Source organism: Pseudomonas asuensis (genome assembly GCF_014646755.1).
Classification (GTDB): Bacteria; Pseudomonadota; Gammaproteobacteria; order Pseudomonadales; family Pseudomonadaceae; genus Chryseomonas; species Chryseomonas asuensis.
Window position 1 is genome coordinate 790,078 of record NZ_BMNW01000001.1, and the last position, 15,635, is coordinate 805,712.

At 56.4% G+C, this 15,635-nt stretch carries 13 protein-coding genes and 1 pseudogene; 5 read left to right on the forward strand and 9 right to left on the reverse strand.

Going from position 1 to position 15,635, the window contains the following annotated elements; genetic code table 11:
- Nucleotides 1–13: 13 nt before the first annotated feature.
- The 5 genes and pseudogenes from miaA to IEX86_RS03630 all read right to left on the reverse strand — a co-directional run bounded on the left by miaA (nucleotide 14) and on the right by IEX86_RS03630 (nucleotide 6,349).
- Nucleotides 14–982: a tRNA (adenosine(37)-N6)-dimethylallyltransferase MiaA gene (gene miaA, locus IEX86_RS03610; protein WP_188864675.1), complete on the reverse strand. Its 969-nt coding sequence runs from the start codon at nucleotides 980–982 to the stop codon at nucleotides 14–16.
- Nucleotides 983–1,024: 42 nt separating this feature from the next.
- Nucleotides 1,025–2,980 carry a DNA mismatch repair endonuclease MutL gene (mutL, locus tag IEX86_RS03615; protein WP_188864676.1) on the reverse strand — a complete coding sequence of 652 codons (1,956 nt, stop codon included), beginning with the start codon at nucleotides 2,978–2,980 and terminating at the stop codon, nucleotides 1,025–1,027.
- Nucleotides 2,981–3,135: 155 nt separating this feature from the next.
- A pseudogene (locus tag IEX86_RS03620) lies at nucleotides 3,136–4,332 on the reverse strand (N-acetylmuramoyl-L-alanine amidase); the annotation flags it as partial.
- Nucleotides 4,333–4,385: 53 nt separating this feature from the next.
- Nucleotides 4,386–4,874, reverse strand: a complete 489-nt coding sequence (gene tsaE, locus IEX86_RS03625; protein ID WP_188864677.1) for a tRNA (adenosine(37)-N6)-threonylcarbamoyltransferase complex ATPase subunit type 1 TsaE — start codon at nucleotides 4,872–4,874, stop codon at nucleotides 4,386–4,388.
- Complete coding sequence (locus IEX86_RS03630) at nucleotides 4,862–6,349, reverse strand: NAD(P)H-hydrate dehydratase (RefSeq protein WP_188864678.1); 1,488 nt, start codon at nucleotides 6,347–6,349, stop codon at nucleotides 4,862–4,864. The genes tsaE and IEX86_RS03630 overlap by 13 nt, the downstream gene beginning before the upstream one ends.
- Nucleotides 6,350–6,407: 58 nt before the next feature.
- On the opposite strand from IEX86_RS03630, the gene queG reads away from it, so the two are divergent.
- Nucleotides 6,408–7,472: a tRNA epoxyqueuosine(34) reductase QueG gene (queG, locus tag IEX86_RS03635; RefSeq protein ID WP_188864679.1), complete on the forward strand. Its 1,065-nt coding sequence runs from the start codon at nucleotides 6,408–6,410 to the stop codon at nucleotides 7,470–7,472.
- Here the strand turns inward: queG and orn are convergent.
- Both orn and IEX86_RS03645 read right to left on the reverse strand, forming a co-directional pair.
- The gene (gene orn, locus IEX86_RS03640; protein WP_188864680.1) at nucleotides 7,469–8,011 is read right to left on the reverse strand and encodes an oligoribonuclease; all 543 of its coding nucleotides are present in this window, start codon (nucleotides 8,009–8,011) and stop codon (nucleotides 7,469–7,471) included. The genes queG and orn overlap by 4 nt on opposite strands.
- A 71-nt stretch (nucleotides 8,012–8,082) precedes the next feature.
- The gene (locus tag IEX86_RS03645) at nucleotides 8,083–8,853 is read right to left on the reverse strand and encodes a class I SAM-dependent methyltransferase (protein ID WP_188864681.1); all 771 of its coding nucleotides are present in this window, start codon (nucleotides 8,851–8,853) and stop codon (nucleotides 8,083–8,085) included.
- A gap of 129 nt (nucleotides 8,854–8,982) precedes the next feature.
- Between IEX86_RS03645 and rsgA the strand changes: the two genes are divergently transcribed.
- Nucleotides 8,983–10,002, forward strand: a complete 1,020-nt coding sequence (rsgA, locus tag IEX86_RS03650; RefSeq protein WP_188864682.1) for a small ribosomal subunit biogenesis GTPase RsgA — start codon at nucleotides 8,983–8,985, stop codon at nucleotides 10,000–10,002.
- A 23-nt stretch (nucleotides 10,003–10,025) separates the two neighbouring features.
- Here the strand turns inward: rsgA and motB are convergent, their stop codons facing one another.
- Nucleotides 10,026–11,135 (reverse strand): flagellar motor protein MotB, encoded by a 1,110-nt coding sequence (gene motB / locus IEX86_RS03655; RefSeq protein WP_188864683.1) that lies wholly within the window; start codon nucleotides 11,133–11,135, stop codon nucleotides 10,026–10,028.
- A gap of 12 nt (nucleotides 11,136–11,147) precedes the next feature.
- Nucleotides 11,148–11,999: a flagellar motor stator protein MotA gene (gene motA / locus IEX86_RS03660; RefSeq protein WP_188864684.1), complete on the reverse strand. Its 852-nt coding sequence runs from the start codon at nucleotides 11,997–11,999 to the stop codon at nucleotides 11,148–11,150.
- Nucleotides 12,000–12,113: 114 nt separating this feature from the next.
- Here motA and IEX86_RS03665 point away from each other — a divergent pair, with 114 nt between their 5' ends.
- The 3 genes from IEX86_RS03665 (at nucleotide 12,114) to asd (ending at nucleotide 15,560) form a co-directional block, all read left to right on the forward strand.
- Entirely contained in the window at nucleotides 12,114–13,661 is a 1,548-nt protein-coding gene (locus IEX86_RS03665) for an HDOD domain-containing protein (protein ID WP_188864685.1), read from the forward strand.
- A gap of 42 nt (nucleotides 13,662–13,703) precedes the next feature.
- Nucleotides 13,704–14,516 (forward strand): thiosulfate sulfurtransferase, encoded by an 813-nt coding sequence (gene rhdA / locus IEX86_RS03670; RefSeq protein WP_188864686.1) that lies wholly within the window; start codon nucleotides 13,704–13,706, stop codon nucleotides 14,514–14,516.
- A 144-nt stretch (nucleotides 14,517–14,660) separates the two neighbouring features.
- On the forward strand, nucleotides 14,661–15,560 hold the full coding sequence (asd, locus tag IEX86_RS03675; RefSeq protein WP_188864687.1) for an archaetidylserine decarboxylase: 900 nt from the start codon (nucleotides 14,661–14,663) through the stop codon (nucleotides 15,558–15,560).
- The last annotated feature ends 75 nt before the right edge of the window (nucleotides 15,561–15,635 follow it).

Below are 15,635 nucleotides of genomic sequence, written 5' to 3' on the forward strand. Positions count from 1 at the left end.
TTCTTCTTGAGACTCAACTGCATATGGAGACCGCCTTAAGGCTTTTCAAGACACGCGACACATTGTCACGGGCCATACTGTCCAACCACTGTAGCTGGCCCCAGCTGCGTAGCCAGGTAAGCTGCCGTTTAGCCAGCTGACGTGTGGCAATAATGCCGCGCTCTGTCATTTCGTTGTAACTCATTCCGCCGTCCAGGTACTCCCATACTTGACGGTAGCCTACGGCACGCATAGAGGGTAGTTCAGGCTGCAAATCACCTCGCGCCCGTAGACGTGAGACCTCATCGACAAAGCCCTGTTCCAGCATGTGGCGGAAACGCTGGGCTATTCGCGCATGCAACAGCGCACGCTCTTGGGGAGCAATAGCCAGATGAACGGCAGTATACGGGAAATGTGCGACAAACGGCGCGTCAGAATCTGCATTTCCTTGTCTTTGACGCTCCCGATGCTCTGTCATGGTCATTCCACTGACCCGATGGACTTCCAGTGCACGAGTCAGGCGCTGCGGATCGTTAGGATGAATACGTGCAGCCGACTCGGGATCGACCTCCGCCAATAGGCGATGAACCTCACCCCACCCTTGCTCTGCCGCAATAGCTTCAATCTCAGCACGAATGAGCGGGTCGGCACTCGGCATATCCGCCAGCCCTTCAAAAAGAGCCTTGAAATAGAGCATGGTGCCGCCTACCAGCAGCGGGATACGTCCAGCCGCCGTGATCTCGGCCATTGCCTGAAGCGCATCCGTACAAAAGTCAGCAGCTGAATACGTTTCATTAGGCTCACGAATATCGATCAGACGATGAGGAAAGTCCGCAAGCAGCGCCTGCGAAGGCTTGGCCGTACCGATATCCATCTCACGGTACACCAGCGCCGAGTCAACACTGATCAAGTCGCATGGCAAGACCTTGGCAAGCTCAATGGCCAGATCGGTCTTGCCTGAAGCGGTGGGACCCATCAGAAAAATGGCAGGTGGAAAAGACATGAAAACTCTCATCAAAGCCGACGCCACATCATGTGGCGCCGATTACCTGCCACGCAGGAATAATTTATCCAAATCATCAAGCCCCATCTGCGTCCATGTGGGGCGACCATGATTGCATTGACCGCTGCGCTCGGTGATCTCCATATCTCGTAGCAAAGCGTTCATTTCAGGCACTGTCAAACGCCGGTTGGCTCTGACAGAACCGTGGCAGGCCATAGTCCCCAGGAGCTCGTTAATATGGGCCTGGATACGATCGCTCGTACCATACTCTAGAAGATCAGTCAGAACGTCCCGAACCAGGTCTCCCGCTTCGGCCTGCTTTAGCAGCGCAGGTATTTGCCGGATAGCCAGCGTTTCCGGCCCCAGGCGCTGTAGCTCAAACCCCAGCTTGGAGAACCATTGGCTGTTCTCTTCAGCACAATCAGCCTCCCGCTCGCTAACTGCCAGTGACTCAGGCACCAGGAGTGGCTGTCCACGCAAACCTTCGCTGGCCATGGCAACCTTGAGGCGCTCATAAGTGATACGTTCGTGAGCGGCATGCATGTCGACCAGCACAAGGCCATAGGCATTTTCCGCCAGGATATAAATCCCCTTGAGCTGAGCCAAGGCGTAACCCAACGGGGGAATATCGCCCTGACTTTCCGGCAAGGCGGCCGATGCAGCACCTGCGCTACCCGTTGCAGAAGGCAGCGGCGCAAAGAACGTTTGGTAGGCCCCCTGCAATTCAGCCACATTTTGCGTGGGATATGCTGGCTTAGGTGAATAGCTGGAGCCCCCATAGCTGCCAGAGCCGTTACTGGCAGGCGGGCGTGGTTCTGCTTCCGGCATAGCTGGTTCTGAAGCATAGGTAGCAGGTGCCGACTGATTACTTTCCAGCGTATGCGCCGCCAGGCTCATCTCACCTTGAGGCCCAAACTCCCCTGCGGCAGAACCGGCAATACGTGGTGGTACGGTAACGGCTGCCGGTGCCGTGACCTGATCATCTGGACGCACATCTGCAAGCGCACGGTGCAAGGTGCCATACAGGAAGTCATGCACCATCCGGGTATCCCGGAAGCGAACCTCATGCTTGGTAGGGTGCACGTTCACGTCTACTACGCCCGGATCAAGCTCAAGAAATAGCACAAACGCGGGATGACGCCCATTGTAGAGCACATCGCGATAGGCTTGCCGGATGGCATGTGCAACGAGCTTGTCACGCACCATGCGACCATTTACATAAAAGTACTGTAAGTCCGCCTGGCTGCGAGAGAACGTAGGCATGCCTACCCAGCCCCACAGTCGCAGCTCGCCTCTCTCATTTTGGATGGGCAGGGCCTGTTCTAGAAAATTTGGGCCGCAGACGGCTGCAACACGACGGGCCTGGGTAATATCGTCTGTCGCCTCGCGCAGCGCCAGAATACTTTTGCCGTTATGGCGGAGATTGAACCCCACATCGAAACGGGCCAACGCCAAGCGCTTGATAACTTCCTGCAAATGGTCGAACTCGGTCTTTTCTGCACGCAGAAACTTGCGGCGCGCTGGCGTGTTGAAGAAAAGATCGCGAACCTCGACCGTAGTACCTTGAGGATGTGCGGCTGGTTTGACCGTCGAATGCATTTCGCGGCCCTCGGTCTCGACCTGCCACGCCTGATCAGCGTCCTGGTGCCGCGACGTGAGCGTGAGACGTGAGACAGAACTGATCGACGCCAGCGCCTCGCCTCGAAAGCCCAGGCTGACAACATGCTCAAGCTCATCGAGGTTATAAATTTTGCTAGTGGCATGACGCTCCAGCGCCAGCGCTAAATCATCAGGAGGGATACCACTACCATCATCCCTGATTCGCAGTAACTTGACGCCGCCCTGCTCGACATCAATGTCGATACGGCGCGCGCCGGCATCAAGGCTGTTTTCCAACAGCTCCTTGGCTACCGAGGCTGGGCGCTCAACCACCTCGCCGGCGGCAATCTGGTTGGCCAGACGTGGGCTGAGAAGTTGAATACGACGAAGTTCAGTCATGGAATTAGCCAGGCTGGTCTGTGATCGGGTGAACAGTACTGCCAAAACAGAAGCGGCCGCACTGCCTAAGGCAATGGCAGCCGGCCGTTATCGAACAGTTGTGATGTAGGCATCGCGCTATGTTAGCGCGAGCCGGTCGCCACTTGTTGGGCTTTTTGGTCCCGTAGCCAAGCCAGGTAGGTACCCGGTGGCGGGCTCTTCTGGAAGTATGTAGAGATACCACTGCGGATCTGCCGTGCCAACAGCTCCTGATGCGCAGCCGAAGCAAGCTTTATGGACTCATTCGGATTTGAAATAAAGCCGGTTTCGATCAGGATCGAAGGAATATCCGGAGATTTCAACACCACGAAGGCGGCCTGCTCCACGCGATTGTGCAGGAGCTTGGTTTGCTGCCCTACGTTGGTCAGCACCTTCTGCCCAACATCCAGACTCGACGACATCGTAGACGTCATGGACAGGTCCAGCAAAACGCCAGCAAGCATTTGATCCTTATTATCCAGAGCACTGCCTACCCCACCAATAAGGTCGGAGCTGTTTTCCGTATCCGCCAGCCAGCGTGCTGTCTCGGAAGTGGCTCCTCGCTGAGAAAGCGCAAATACCGATACGCCTGAAGCGGTACGGTTGGGCGCAGCGTCGGCATGGATAGATACGAACAGATCAGCACCTTTCTTACGCGCAATCTCCGTACGCTTGCGCAACGGGATGTAGTAATCGCCTGTACGGGTTAGTTCGGCTTTGAAGCCCTTCATGCTGTTGATCTGTGCCTGCAGCTTTCGCCCAATGGCCAGCGTGATGTTCTTTTCATACAGGCCGCCACCCTTGGCGATTGCGCCGGGGTCTTCGCCGCCATGGCCAGGATCGATAACCACAATGATGTCGCGCTTGCCCGAAGGCCCGACTGGCACGGTCATCTTGGGTTGAACAGGCGTTACTGGCGCAGACGGCTTACCTGGCGTAGGCGTGGCCGGTATATCAGAGGAGAGGTCCGCTCCCTGATCAAACAGGTCGACTACCAAGCGATTACCGTACTGCTGGTTAGGGGCCAACGTGAAGCTTTTCGGCGTAACCTGCTGGGATACATCCAGGACTACGCGCAGCTCATCGGCTGATCGCTGAGCTGAACGCAGTCCGGTAATGGGCGTACCTTTCAAACGGGCCTCATTGAGCTTGGTAGCCAGCTTAGCTCCACTAACATCAATGACGATCCGGTTAGGCGATGTCAGCGTAAAGACATTGGCCTTGACTGGCCCTGACAAGTCGAATACCAGGCGCGTATTGTCCGGCGCACGCCAGACACGCATGTCTTTGACATCTGACGCCGCCCACACCTGGCTGGCCAGACAACACAACATGACTCCTAACGCTGCCCATCCCAGGCGTACACGCTTCCCCCAACCCATCTGCATCAAACTCCTGTAGATAGGGCGGCACGCCAGGCCTCACCATGTGAGCCTTGAAAGACCAACTGCAAATTACGGCCGCCCGCATGCGGTGTAATGGTAATGTCCAGGTCTGGCTTTGGCAAAAGTCCAACGCCCCGCTCGGGCCACTCGATCAGACAAAGGGCATCGCCAGTAAAGTAATCCCGGATACCCATGAACTCGAGCTCCTCAGGGTCCGCCAGACGATACAGGTCGAAATGGTAAACGCGGACCTCACCTATCTCGTAAGGCTCGACCAGCGTAAAGGTGGGACTTTTGACTGCGCCGGTATGCCCTAGGCCACGCACGATACCTCGTGACAATGTAGTCTTGCCGGCCCCGAGGTCCCCATGGAGATAAAGTGTTCCACGGCCTTTGCTGGCTTGGGCAATGGCTTTCCCCAAGGCTGTCATGGCGTTTTCATCGGGCGCGAACAGGGTTATCGTCTCGGACGAAGGCGTTACTGCAGACATGGATTGTAACTCTCTAAAAGCTGACGAACGGTATCAGGTAAATCACTGGCAGCCAGCCCGCGGCCATGCTGCCCCAACAGCTCTCCGGCGCGGCCATGTAGCCAGGCACCCAGGCAGGCGGCATCAAAGGCTGAAAGGTGTTGTGCAAGAAGGGCTGCAATAATGCCTGTGAGAACATCACCCGCGCCACCGGTAGACATCGTAGGGTGACCGCGCCCACACAGAGCCATGCGGCCATCCGGGGCAGCGATCAGTGTCCCAAGCCCCTTGAGCAGAACGACAGCACCATAATGCTCTGCAAGCTTTCTGGCAGCCGCTGGCCGCCGACTCTGTATCGTCGCGATATCGCTACGTAGCAGACGCGCAGCTTCCCCAGGGTGCGGAGTCATGATCCATTCTCCCCTGGGTTTGCTAACCGCCTGACTGGCCAGCAGATTGAGCGCGTCAGCATCCCATACCTGCGGTACATCCCGTGACGCCGCCACACTGATCATACAGCGACTCCAGGCACCCTGCCCTAAGCCGGGCCCTACAGCCAAGATATCAGCCTTTTCCGCCAGGGCAACTACCTTGCCAGCGGATTCGACGCCTGCCACCATCACCTCAGGTCGACGCGCCAGTACGGGCGCCACGTTGGAGGGTCGCGTGGCTAGGGAAATCATACCTGCGCCACAGCGCAGCGCTGCCTCGGAGGTCATGAGTGCAGCACCTCCTGTACCTTCATCTCCTCCGATTATCAGTACATGGCCGAAATTTCCCTTGTGCGAACTGCGCTTGCGAGGTGCCAGCTTGGGCAAATTTCGTGGGGCCAGCCGTTGTGCCATAGCATCGGCTGGGTTCTGCGGCTCCTCCACCAAGGCCGCAAACTCAATGTCACCGCAATAGTCGGGTCCATTACCCGTCAATAGGCCAAGCTTGAGCCCGATAAAGGTGACGGTAAGATTGGCCTTGACGGCCTGATCTTTTACAAAGCCCGTGTCGGCATTAAGCCCTGATGGGATATCGACGGCCAGTACCGGAAGAGTACAGTTATTGATCTGCTCGATGGCTTTGCCGTAGGGCTCGCGCAATTCACCAGAAAATCCCGTACCCAGTAGAGCATCTACTACAACGCCTGTCAGTTTGACGCCTGCTTGCCAGGGCTGAGGGTTGATGCCGACGCCCTTTGCCTCCATGTAGGCTTTAGCCGCATCGCCTTCGAGCTTTTCAGGGTCGCTCAGGTAATACACGTTTACAGGCCAGCCACCCCGCTGGGCTAGCGAGGCGATTAAATAACCATCTCCACCATTGTTGCCGCCTCCGGCAAATACGGTCAGCGCACCAGCATCAGGCCAGCGTTGCCGCAGGCATCGCCAGGCGGCTCGTGCAGCACGGTGCATCAGCTCGAAACCGGATGTACCCGACTCGATCAGGCGGGCGTCGAGCGCTCGGACTTGCGCAGCGCTATAGAGGGAAAGCGGCAGTTCGTCGTGCATGCGATACCAAGCTCCAAGGTCTGGCAAAATAGGTTCTCATCAGTAACTTAAACACGTCATGTCTTCTTACGCACTCGATCTCGATACGCTAGCAGCCTCCATCAAGGAATGGGGCCGTGAGCTGGGCTTTCAACAGACCGGCATCACCGGTGTGGCACTGGGTGAGCATGAGGCGTACCTCGAGCGCTGGCTTGCCGAGGGTTACCATGGCGAGATGGACTATATGGCCGCACACGGCCAAAAACGTTCGCGCCCGGACGAGCTGGTCCCCGGCACACTGCGGATCGTTTCGCTCCGTATGGATTATTTGCCAGGCGATACAGACATGGCAAAACGTTTAGCAGATCCAACGCACGCGTATGTCTCCCGCTATGCCCTGGGACGCGACTACCACAAGCTGATCCGCAAGCGGCTGCAACAATTAGCCGAGCGCATTCAGTCCACAATTGGCCCGTTCGGTTATCGTGCCTTCGTAGACAGCGCACCAGTGCTTGAAAAAGCCCTGGCGGAAAAGGCGGGCCTTGGCTGGATTGGCAAAAACACGCTAGTGCTCAATCGCAAAGCTGGCAGCTACTTTTTCCTGGGTGAACTGTTCACCGACCTGCCCTTGCCTGTTGACGAACCTCACCCCAGCAACCACTGCGGCCGCTGCAGTGCCTGCATGGCTATCTGTCCAACGCAGGCCTTTGTTGCGCCATACGTGTTGGATGCGCGGCGCTGCATTTCTTACCTGACCATCGAACTCAAGGGCCCGATTCCCGAGGAGCTACGGCCTCTAGTCGGCAACCGTGTCTTTGGTTGTGACGACTGCCAGATTGTCTGCCCCTGGAATCGATTCGCCAAGCCGACTGCACAGCCGGACTTTCAGCCGCGGCATAACCTGGACAACAGCGACTTGGTTACGCTCTTTCGCTGGACTGAAGAAGAATTCCTAAGCCGTACGGAGGGCTCGCCCTTGCGCCGAGCAGGCTATGAACGCTGGCTGCGCAACCTGGCTGTGGCCTTAGGCAATGCTCCCACAAGCATTCCGGTGATCGAGGCATTGAAGGCACACCAGCAACACCCATCTCCGCTTGTGCGCGAGCACGTGGAATGGGCGTTGGGGCGCCATGCTAGCGTTTAGACTTTGATGAAATGCTCGCGGTAGTAGCGCAGCTCTTCAATGGAGTCACGGATATCGTCCAGTGCCAGGTGGCTACCGGTCTTCTTCACCCCATCACGTACATGGGGCGCCCAACGCGCCGCCAGCTCTTTCAGGGTAGAAACGTCCAGATTCCGATAGTGGAAATAGGCTTCCAGCTGCGGCATATGGCGATAGAGAAAACGACGATCCTGGCAGATACTGTTGCCGCAAATAGGCGACTTACGCACCGGGACCCACTGCTCAAGAAAAGCCAGCGTTTGGCGCTCGGCCTCTGCCATGCTGATGGTGCTCTCACGAACCCGCTGGGTCAGACCTGACTGGCCATGCTGGCGGGTGTTCCACTCATCCATGCCGTTCAGAATCTCGTCCGGCTGATGAATCGCGATGACCGGACCTTCGGCCAACGTGTTCAGCTCGCTGTCTGTCACAATGGTAGCCATTTCAATGATCACATCGTTATCCGGATCCAGGCCGGTCATTTCGAGGTCGATCCAGATCAGGTTCTGGTCATTCTGCATGGCAATACTCCTTAAACAATGCAGGCAGTTTAGCGGAATAAATACAGGTCGGCTGGCCTGGAGCCATGCTGTCAACGTTGCCAGATGAGAATTTTTGACTGGCGCCAGTCGTTCAGTTCGATAACCTGACTGGGCGGCACGCCCGGAATCTCGAAGGTATTGCTGATAAGCAGCGCCCCCGGACGCAGCTCGGCCTGCGCTTTTTTCCACAGCTCAGGCATCGGGGCGGGAGAGAGAAAGCAGTAGACAACATCGTATTCAGCCAGATCGACGTTCCATAGGCTTTGGTAGCGAATCCGGCAATTACGCCGAGGCAGGCAACGTAGCCAAGAGAGCAGAAAACTCATTGGTGCTGTCTCCACGCCTGTAAATCGACTTTGTGGATGCAGGCGCGAAAGATAGATGAGCGTTCCGGCCAGGCCGCTTCCCAGATCAATAAAGGAAAGCTCATCCGATCGCCTTGCAAGTAACTCACTCAGTTTTTTCTGAGTGTCTTGCCCGGTCAGATAAAGCGGGACCCGTTCGGTCAGACTGTTCCAATTCAACAGTAGAATGACAAAGAACCCTACAAGAAAGACCCAGCCCGGCATCGTATAACCGGCAAAAGCAACCAATGCCGGCACAAAGGCCAGGTTGATGAACAGCCACCAGCGATGCAATCCCATCCAGTGCCCAAGCGCTGCTGCCATAATCCCTTGCAGACATGCTGCACCCATCAGCGGCGCCCGATAATGAGCCGTAACCAGAGCTATCTGTAGAACAATCCAGGTGAGCAAAAGAGCCAGCACCTGTACCAGCAGTGCGAGAACAGCGGGATATCGGCGTTGCAAGGTATCGAGCATGTGACCGGATCGTGAATAGCTGATGATGCTATGCAGTCTAGCCAAGATCCGACCGCTGGACGATCTCTGCCCCGGCGAGCGAACCGCCTGTTAGACTTTATCTTTACTTCAGGTTTATCGAGCTACTTAATGGCCAAACGCCACCTCACTCGCCGGCAAAGCTGGCGTATCGAAAAGATTCAGACCGAACGCGCGGCTCGCGCCGAGCGCCGGGAGTCCCGGTTGATCGAAGAGCTTGAGGGTGGCGACTTGGGCCCAGAGCTGACAGGCCGGATTATCGCCCACTTTGGCGTACAGGTAGACGTAGAAGGCGAAGACGGCCAGGCTCAACGTTGCCACTTGAGAGCGAATCTGCCGGTCCTGGTAACAGGAGACCGCGTCGTCTGGCGTGCAGGCAACCAGGGCATCGGCGTTATCGTTGCCCAATTGCCACGTACGTCTGAACTGTGCCGTCCTGATGCGCGTGGCATCTTGAAGCCGGTAGCCGCCAACGTTGATCGGCTGGTCATCGTATTTGCGCCACTTCCTGAACCTCACAGCAACCTGATCGATCGTTATCTGGTGGCGGCCGAGCATGCCGGCATTCAGCCGATCCTGCTTTTGAATAAGGCCGACCTGATCGATGACAGCAATGCCGAGCGGATGGATAGCCTGCTGAGTATTTATAACAACCTGGGATATCCATTACTGGAAGTCTCAGCCTTGAATGGCCTGAGCCTGGATAGGCTGAAAGAGACGCTGGATGGGCATATCAGTGTATTCGTAGGGCAATCCGGCGTAGGTAAATCATCTCTGGTCAATGCCCTGCTACCAGGTGTGGATACACGCGTCGGAGCACTGTCCGAGGTAACGGGTAAAGGGACTCACACAACAACTACGGCCCGTTTATTCCACTTCCCCGGTGGTGGTGATCTTATCGATTCACCCGGTATCCGTGAGTTCGGCCTGGGTCATGTAAGCCGGCACGATGTAGAGGCTGGTTTTATCGAGTTTGCCGATCTTATCGGGCATTGCCGCTTCCGCGACTGCAAGCACGACCGTGAACCAGGCTGCGCATTTCTAGCGGCACAGGAGGCTGGCCGAATTCATCCCCAGCGCATTGCCAGTTATCGGCATATCATCGCCAGTCTGCCCGAACCTGAGTACTAGGTCCGGGCAGGTAGCCTTTATCGTTACGGCTTGGGCGGTGGGCTCATTTGCAGGGCACCGTCGTCGAAGGCATTGATTTCCTTCTTCAGATCAATTCCCTTAAGCGGGTTGGCCAAGTTGCTCGTGGCCTTCACGCTGCCGGGCGCATCGGTCGAGGCGCCCTTATCGCTGCCAGCAGGGGCATTGCCTGGGGTTGCAGGCGGCTGATCCTCTGCTTTACCAGCATTATCACCTTCGATGGCCTTCTGAGCCTTCTTGGTCAGGACAACAATGTCGATACGGCGGTTGACCGGATCGAGCGGGTCCTTGCGGTCGAACAGCGCCGATGAGGCATAACCCACCACACGTGCTACCTGATCCTCAGGATAACTACCTGCTATCAGGGCCCGACGTGCTGCGTTGGCACGCGCCGCCGACAATTCCCAGTTACCGTAATAACCTTTTCCTACGAACGGCTTGGCATCGGTATGACCGCTCACACTGATCTTGTTTGGTACTTCCTTGATCGTATCCGCCATGGCCAGCAGGATATTCTCGAAGTACATTTTCAGCTCAGCGCTGCCTGAGTCAAACATTGGGCGGTTTTCCGCATCAACAATCTGAATACGCAGACCGTCCTGAGTGATTTCCAGCAGAATCTGATCCTTGAAGCGCTGCAAATCCGGATTTTCGTTGATCTTGTTTTGCAATTCTTGCAGGAGCAGTTGCAGACGTTCCTTATCGATTTTCTCCGCAATGTTCTCAGCCTGTTCGGCATTTATACCGCCTGCATCCGCAGGGCTGGGTTTAGTGGTCTGGTCGATCTGCTCTTCGTCTGAGCTATCAGGTGAATCCGGCGTTTGAGGATCATTTTCCATCGTCGGGTTCAGCGTCTGATTGGGGGACGCCGTTGGCGTACCACCCAGGTCGATTACATAAGGACTCCCACTTTCGGTAAACCCGATCGGGTCCTGAAAGTAACCGGAAATGGCGATCCGCTGCTCGGGTGTGGTTGAAATCAACAGCCACATCACCAGGAAGAACGCCATCAGGGCCGTCATGAAGTCAGCGAAGGCGATTTTCCAGGCGCCGCCATGGTGCCCGCCCTCAATCTTCTTGACGCGCTTTACGATAATAGGCTGGTTGTTATCCATGACGGCTTAACCTCACGCGCCGCGCATGGCTTGCTCAAGCTCGATAAAGCTTGGGCGATGTGCGGGGTACAGAACTTTACGACCGAACTCGACGGCCACGGTTGGCGGCATGCCGGATGCGGAGGCAACCAGAGTAGCCTTGATGGACTCAAGAACGTTGAGCTCTTCTTTGGCATCATGCTCAAGCGAGGCCGCCAGTGGTGCAAAGAATCCGTAGGACGCTAGAATCCCCAGAAAGGTACCTACCAGAGCCGTACCAACGCTTGCACCAATCTTGATGGTATCCCCTTCAGCCAACAGGCCCATGGTAATTACGATACCCAGTACCGCCGCCACGATACCCATGGCAGGCATACCGTCGGCAATCTTGGCTACGGCGTGGGCAGGATGCTCCAGGTCAGCCTTGGTGCTGTTCAGCTCCATGTCGAACAGGCCTTCCAGCTCATGCGGCGCCATGTTGCCAGACGACATCAGGCGCAGATAATCAGTTATAAATGCTGTCATCCGCGCATCCTTGAGGATGGCTGGGTATTTGCTGAAAATGGGGCTTTCGTTAGGCTCTTCGATATCGCCTTCGATAGACATCATGCCTTCGCGACGGCTCTTATTGAGGATCTCATAGAGCAGCTTGAGCACATCCAGGTAGTACGCATGAGTGAAGCGATGACCAAACATGGACAAGGACTTCTTGAACACGACCTTGAAGGTACTTCCCGAGTTGGCCTGCAGGAAAGCACCCAGCGAAGCGCCACCAATCGTCAGTACTTCATAAGGATGCACAAGGGCCATGATATTTCCGCCCGACAGTACGAAGCCTGCGAGTATGCTACCGATGACAACGATAATGCCGATGATCTTGACCATGATTTTCAAACACTTCTAGTTAAACAGGGGCCCACAAAGAGGCTGCTGATTTAGTTATCGGATAATCTGCGCCAGACTGTAGGTATTTCTGTAAGCCATTCATGCGAGCCTCCTATGTCCGCCACTACCGCTCGTCCCAACACGCTCGACGCCTGGCTGAAAAAGCTGGAAAGCGTACGTTTATCCATACCCACTGAAGTCAAGGAGGATGTCCGCCGGGCGCTGGCCAATGGCAACAAGACGATTCCTGAAATTGCAGAAGCAGCGCTTCAGTCGCCCATCCTTTCGCTGGTGCTGCTCAGAGAGTCCAACCGCAGCCAGCTTGGCCGGGAGAATCCAGCAGTTTCCCTGGAGGTGGCCCTGAACCGTCTAGGACTGGGCCCCGCCGAGTACCTGCTATCGGCACTTCCGTCGGAATCTAAAGAGAAATACTCGCCGGCGCTCTCACAGCTCCTGCTGATTAGCGAGCACGCCATGGCGCAAGCCAATGGTCTCTTCGGCAATACCCTGGCTCGCCTGCGCCAGGAGGTTCGCCTCTCTACGCTGCTGTTCCTGGCGCCCGTATGGCCACTGGTTCAGGCCTATCCAGAACTATGGGAGGAGTGGGAACAACGTGTCCTGGGTAATAACGAGCCCGCCATCAAGGTTGAGCAGGAGCTGCTTGGCGTACCGCTTTTGGACTTGTGCCTGACGCTGGCCGAACGCTGGAGCCTGCCTGCGTGGGTCGTAGATGGGTATCGCCTGTTGGTAAAAGACCGCCGCCGCCTGGTCAAGGCGCTACATATCGCTCATAACGATGCTCATCCGCTTCAACAGCAGCAACGCCTGGATGAGGACTTACCGCTACGCCGATGGCTCACGCAACCCGGCAACACGATTCTGCTGGCCAACGGTCTGGCTGTCGCTTCGCACCAAAGCTGGAGCAACCCTCATATCCTTCGTTGGCAGCGCTTGGTTGGCCTCTACATGCACGAGTCGCTGGACCATACCCAGCAAATCACGCATCAGGCTGCGGCGCAGCATGCCCGCCAGCAATTCATTCCAGGCCTGTGGCATCCCGCTGAAGCCCTGATCTGGCCTTGGAATGCCAGACGCCTGCGGCCGAACCAAAAGACTACGCCTGATACTGAGGCAGCGAATAAACGCCAGCCAGCAGACGATGGATTAAATGCCTGGCGCAGACATTGCGCCGAGCTGGTCAAAACCCCCACTCCATTTACCAATGGCATCCAGCTGACTGCTTGCGCCAGGGATGCACTGGCCGCCTGCGGTTTGTCGCGCCTGATCCTGCTGACACTGGATGCTGACCAGGCACTGCTCATATCTCAAGGCATTCATGGTTTGCCGGAAGCAGCTAAAGGACTTCAACTGCCTATCAATAACCACCCTCTGCTGCGCAAGTTAATGAGCGATCCCGCGCAGCTTCGCATTACTCCGGAAAACAGTGCGCAGTTTCGCCCTCACCTGCCCGGCAACCTGCAGGCATTGTTTCCTCATTCGCACATGGTGCTTCGCTCGATTGGCAGCAAAGGGCGCGTGTCTATGCTGGTCATTATCGACAAGGGAGGCGAGCCATTTTCCGAGCAGGATCAGCAGGCTATCAACAAGACCGTGACCTGCATCGAGCGCGGCGTGGCGAGCTACGCCCAACGCCTCACATGATCACTACAATCGAACACATGATTTCAGACTGGATGACCTGATATGTCCTTTACAGACCTGCCGCTCGTAATTGAGCCTGCCGACCTTGCTGCCCGCCTCGATGCGCCGGAGCTGATCCTGGTCGATCTATCCAGCGCTGCTCACTATGCCGAGGGGCATGTGCCCGGCGCTCACTTCGTTGCGCCGCAACGTACGCAGCTGGGCAAGCCTCCGGCTCCAGGCCTTCTGCCTGAAAAAACCGACCTCGAAATGCTATTCAGTGAATTAGGGCATCGTCCAGAAGCGGTGTATGTCGTTTACGACGATGAGGGCGGGGGTTGGGCAGGACGTTTCATCTGGTTGCTGGATGTGATCGGCCATCACCGCTACCATTACCTCAACGGTGGCCGTCACGCTTGGATCGAAGCGGGCCTACCCATGACGCAGGATACGCCCCCTCCGGCGGATGCTCCTGTCGAGCTTACGCTGCATGAGGAACCCACTGCGACGCGTGAGTACCTACAGAGCCGCCTGGGCGCCGAAGACCTAGCCATCTGGGATGCGCGCGGACCACAAGAATACCGGGGTGAAAAAGTCCTGGCTGCCAAAGGGGGACATATTCCTGGGGCCATCAATTTCGAGTGGACGGCAGGCATGGACCCGGCACGTGGCCTACGTATTCGCAGTGATATTGCCGAGACGCTGAAGGCCTTAGGCATCACGCCGGACAAGGAGGTGATTACTCATTGTCAGACACATCACCGTTCAGGTTTTACCTACCTGGTCGCAAAAGCGCTGGGCTACCCTCGAATCAAAGGTTATGCCGGTTCCTGGGGCGAATGGGGAAATCATCCGGATACACCGGTCGAACGTTGATAGCGAGTTTCCAGCCACGAGTAGAATGGCTGTACAATAAAAGGAGAACCGGATCACGGCAATCTGATCCGGTTTTTCCTGTTCTGCCTTGTCTGGCCTCGCCTGCGGGTTCACGCTTCACCTATTGCCGCTCAAGGACACACCATGAATTTGAAAGACCGCCTGTTCATTCTTAGCCAGCACGTATTGCCCCATCACTTCCTGTCACGGTTGATTGGCGGCTTTGCTGAGTGCCGGATGCCCTGGTTCAAGAATGCCCTGACGGCATGGTTTGCCCGTCGCTATGACGTGGACATGCGCCAGGCCGAGGTTGAAGACCTGACAGCATACGAAAACTTCAACGCATTCTTCACTCGCAGTCTAAAGCCAGGTGCACGTCCGCTACCGGAAGATCCCATGGCCATTGTCAGCCCTAGCGACGGTGAAGTCAGTCAGATCGGCCAGGTTGAGCATGGCCGTATTTTTCAGGCCAAAGGGCATAGCTATAGCCTGCTGGAACTTGTGGGGGGCGATGCAGAGCGCGCTGCGCCGTTCATGGGCGGATCATTTGCGACGATCTATCTATCGCCCAAGGATTACCACCGTGTTCATATGCCAATTGCCGGTACGCTGAAGGAAATGGTGTATGTGCCTGGGCGAATCTTCTCGGTTAATCACCTGACAGCCGAGAATGTTCCCGAACTGTTTGCCCGCAATGAGCGTGTGGTCTGCACCTTTGATACCGAGCGCGGCCCCATGGCCATGATTCTGGTCGGGGCAATGATTGTGGCCAGTATCGAAACGGTCTGGGCAGGTATGGTCACTCCGCCCAAGCGCATGCTGAAAACAACCCGTTACGATGAGGCCGCGCGTGCGCCCATTCGTCTGGAAAAAGGCGAAGAAATGGGCCGTTTCAAGCTGGGCTCAACGGTTATTGTCTTGTTTGGCCCTGATCAAGTGAGCTGGGCTCAGGAGCTAGGCGCCTTTAGCACGGTCAATATGGGGCAGCAGATTGCCTCGCCCAAGGTCGTTGATGTTATTGAGCCCCTGCTAGGAGACGTCTGATCTCTGCGACATAGAGGCGCCGGTCCGAGACATCTGGCGTCCAGTAGTTGAATAGCGGGGATAATGACTGTTATC